General features: G+C 55.2%; 4 protein-coding genes. 1 reads left to right on the plus strand and 3 read right to left on the minus strand.

What is annotated here, in order from left to right:
- Positions 1 to 537: 537 nt before the first annotated feature.
- Positions 538 to 1,038, minus strand: a complete 501-nt coding sequence (locus tag ABX962_RS32330) for a hypothetical protein (RefSeq protein ID WP_372725815.1) — start codon at positions 1,036 to 1,038, stop codon at positions 538 to 540.
- A gap of 54 nt (positions 1,039 to 1,092) precedes the next feature.
- The gene (locus ABX962_RS32335) at positions 1,093 to 1,341 is read right to left on the minus strand and encodes a hypothetical protein (protein ID WP_372725817.1); all 249 of its coding nucleotides are present in this window, start codon (positions 1,339 to 1,341) and stop codon (positions 1,093 to 1,095) included.
- Between the two features lie 186 nt (positions 1,342 to 1,527).
- Between ABX962_RS32335 and ABX962_RS32340 the strand changes: the two genes are divergently transcribed.
- Positions 1,528 to 2,109, plus strand: a complete 582-nt coding sequence (locus ABX962_RS32340; RefSeq protein WP_372725818.1) for a type II secretion system protein — start codon at positions 1,528 to 1,530, stop codon at positions 2,107 to 2,109.
- A 364-nt stretch (positions 2,110 to 2,473) separates the two neighbouring features.
- Here the strand turns inward: ABX962_RS32340 and ABX962_RS32345 are convergent, their stop codons facing one another.
- Entirely contained in the window at positions 2,474 to 3,376 is a 903-nt protein-coding gene (locus ABX962_RS32345; protein ID WP_372725819.1) for a deoxyribonuclease IV, read from the minus strand.
- Positions 3,377 to 3,814: the final 438 nt, after the last annotated feature.

A 3,814-nucleotide genomic window follows, 5' to 3' on the forward strand; every position in this document is an offset into this window, starting at 1 on the left:
AGTATGTCTTGGGGGTTCATAGTCGTGGCTTCGATAAGGGCTCTATAAAAACTGCCCGAACCTTTGGGGGCCCGGGCACAGCGAATGCTCGATTGTTTAATCTAGGTTATCGATACTAATCAGGAGTGTCAACCAAGACTGGGCGTCGCAAAACAGATCGCAGCGGCGTCATCCAGACGCCGCTGATCACGTTGACGCCTTGACGCAAATCGAGCGGAATTGCCTAACCAAACGCTGCCGACATGCCCCTTCACCGCAGCCCTGCCTCGGCCGCAGAAATCCGTCCCCGCAACGATTTGCCTCAATCAAACCGTTTTCCGTCGGCAAACCTGCGTGCCGCTTGGGCGGCGATTTTGACAGCGGCGTGAATGATCCCTACCTCTAAAACAGGACGCCGACACATTCGCCAAGCGTAACCCTGTTACGCAATCGGGTTTGCCCTGCAACATGCGGCGACGCGCCCGCTCGCACAGACCGATTGCATCCCCCGATCGACATAGGCATTGCCCTATCGGTCATGCTGCCCCCGTCAAACGTTTACGCCGAGGCAATGCTGGAAAACACCAACACAATAAAAATAAATAAACCGAACCAGGTGTAATTTTTCAGATCAAACCGATTGGGTCGAATCGGCAACGACGCCGTCTGTGGTTCTGCCAATTCCCTCGCCGGCGTTTCACCGATCCCGCTTTCGCCTGAGGAAACCGCGTCAAACGATCGCGGTTCGTTTGCGTCACTTGCGTTTTTGACAACCGAGCAGGCGGCATACTTTGCTGCGGCGTGATAACGGGTTGCCGATTTGTTCCCACCCCTCATTCCCGCCGCTGCTTGCTCGTCTGTCGTGACTGAATGGCCCGCGACTTCACCTCCCTCCTGGTCATCGGTGTGATCCAATTGCAACACGCGAAGATGGGAGGACGCCATCCCAGATGTCGCTCGTTTCGGACGAACTGCGGGCCAACCGCAATTCACCGGCGGAACGTCCAGCAGCGTGTCTTTGGCAATTCGAACCGACGGGCGATGAGGAAGGACGCTCAAGTGCAGGCTCCGGAAGAAATAGAAACGGTGTTTCGCGGTTGATGCTTTCGCGGATCAAAAATCAAAAATCAATTTTCGATTCTTGAAATGTGAAACTTGAAATTCGAACAACAACAAGATTCGCTGAAAACGTCCTATGCAAACGACAAGCCATAGCAACAGGAACGACGACAGTCCGCCGGTGTGATTCGCATTCAGCTCCAATCGACCGCCCACGGAGGCGTTTTTATCAAGCGAACGGCGACGCCCGATCGCCGAGACCAGAATTGCCGTGTTGATTTGATGCAGCGCACGACGATTCACCGAACATTCAGCGGATGCAAAAAGTCAACACGCTGGCGGCTCGACACGATGTCACGCGAGCAGACTGCGACGAGGCCCGCTTTGACGATTATACCGATTATGCCTGCCGATCCGTTCATTCGGCCACGCAGCGTGTGCGGTTGACTGATCCCTCGCCCCTCGGCGACTCGATCCCTAGAAACAATCGTGCATTTTTTCTGGTTCGCTTTTCTGGCTCGCAAAACGGTGACTCGCAAAGCAGCGACACCTGTTTGCCAAGCAACCAACGATGCGAAACGGACGCGATTGCCAACGCACGGCGTCACCCCCAAAAGGACGACACACAGCATGCTACCGATCGACCGAACCACCGCCGCACGCCGCGGATTCACGCTGATTGAAATGACGGTTATCGCATTGCTGGTTGGGGTGGTCGCCACTCTAGCCGCTCCCCGGTTGTTCCCAGACAACGACGATGTGAACGACGTACCGAGCCGCCGACAATTGGCGATCCTGCGAAACGGCATCGAGATGTACCGTGCCCACGCGGGGTTCTATCCCCCAGCGAATATGTTGCCCGAGGTGATGGAAACGCTGTTTCACGAGCCGCTCGCGTCACCTGTCTACAGCCCTCTAAGTGGTCGCAGCGCCGTCTACTACGACCTGGATCGTAACGTCGCCCAAGAGGTCATCACGCAGCCAAACGACGAAGCAGGCTGGGCCTACAAACCGGCAAACGGCACGATCAAGTTCAACGTGTCGCCCCGCGATGTTTCGGCAAACTGGTAGCGCAGTAGCGGAACTTGTCAAACGTTTCGTTCCACGCTGCAAAGGCCGCGACCGTTATACCCCGCCGGCGAAGCGGGGAGCGCCGGAAAACGAGCCCACAGCGAGTTTTCCGGGGAGGGCTTCGTGGCTGCGGAAACCGACGTGACGACGGAACCGTGGCTAGCGCCAAAACGAGGCCGCTGTGAAGCATTTAGAGACGGCAAATGACGTCATTTGCGTTTTGTAGCTACGCTCGCCAGAGCGTGGAGGGTTGCCGGCCAAATGCGAATCACCACCTTCTGGCGCGAAGGTAGCTACGAGAAAATGCTTCATATCGTTAGCCAAAACGGCTAACGATATCACCTGCCCGGCAATACTTGAGCAATCAGGCGATTTCGGCGACCAGCCGGCGGAGTACGGCAAGATTAATTCGGTCCCAATCTTCGCCCGTTTCTTCATCGGTCCCTTTTTCGGTCTCCAGATATCCGGGAACTGGCCCCAGCTTGTCATCCATCAAGACGTGACGGAATCCGTCCAGCCCGATTTCGCCACGCCCAATATGCTCGTGACGATCCACTCGGCTGCCCAGCGGTTTTTTGCTGTCGTTTAGATGCAGCGCCGCGATGGACCCTGCGGGCAACAAATCATCAAGCTCTTGACGAAACGCGGCAAACCCCTTCTTCGTATTAATTTCGTATCCCGCAGCAAAAGCGTGGCAGGTATCAAGACAAACCCCCACGCGTCTGGAATCGCCGCCTCCTTCGATCATCGCACCAAGCTGATGAATCTGATGCCCAAGGCACGATCCTTGGCCGGCGGTGTTCTCTAACAGCAAGCGGCACGACCCCGGTTGGACGCGTCCAAGGATTTCCACGATCGCGTCGATGATTCGCTTGATCCCGTCCGCTTCATTGCTGGTCGTGAACGCGCCGGGATGCACCACCAAGCCTTCGATTTCAAGCTCGTTCGCTCGCTCGAGTTCCATCACCAATGAATCCACGGACTTCTGAAACAAGTCATCTTTGGGCGTGGCTAGGTTGATCAAATAAGACGCGTGAGCGATGGGGTTGCGAATCCCCGATTCGGCGAGCGCCGTTTTCCAAGCGTCGACATCGGCGGCCACAAGTGGCTTGGCTGCCCATTGATTGTTGTTTTTCGTGAACACTTGGATCACGTCGCAACCGACGTCGATAGCACGGGCAACTCCCTTGGCCAACCCACCCGCAACCGAAACGTGAGAACCGAACAGGTGACGAGCGTTAGCGTTTGCGGAGACTTTCTTGGCCATGAGAAGCGATTATCGATGAAAAGTTTATGTGGAATGTTTGTTGGGAACATTTGTTGAGAACGAGGCAAGGATCAACGTGAAGTATTGCAAGCATTCACTCGATTGCGAACCCAACGTGAAGTGCGTTTGCCAAACCGAAGTTTCCCAATCCCCCCACGCTACTTCAATAATTCCAGAAAAAAGAATTGATCTTGCAATCAAGACTGTCGAAATGCGATAGCCGAAGTCGATACTTTCGTTACAAGTCCACCCTCGGTCCGCCGACTCATCTGCGCTGCAGGTGCAGCGCAAGGAGCAGGGAAGGTCAACTGAAACTGATAGCACTAGGAGATTCAGGGATGAATCAGGCTACGACAAAAATCGCCGTTAGCGTGATTGCGCTTGTTCTGGCTTTCAATATCAACACCGCCAAGGCTCAATCGCCTTCGTCCGATTCGA

Origin of the sequence: Novipirellula sp. (assembly GCF_041583735.1) — a bacterium.
Taxonomy (GTDB): Bacteria; Planctomycetota; Planctomycetia; order Pirellulales; family Pirellulaceae; genus Novipirellula.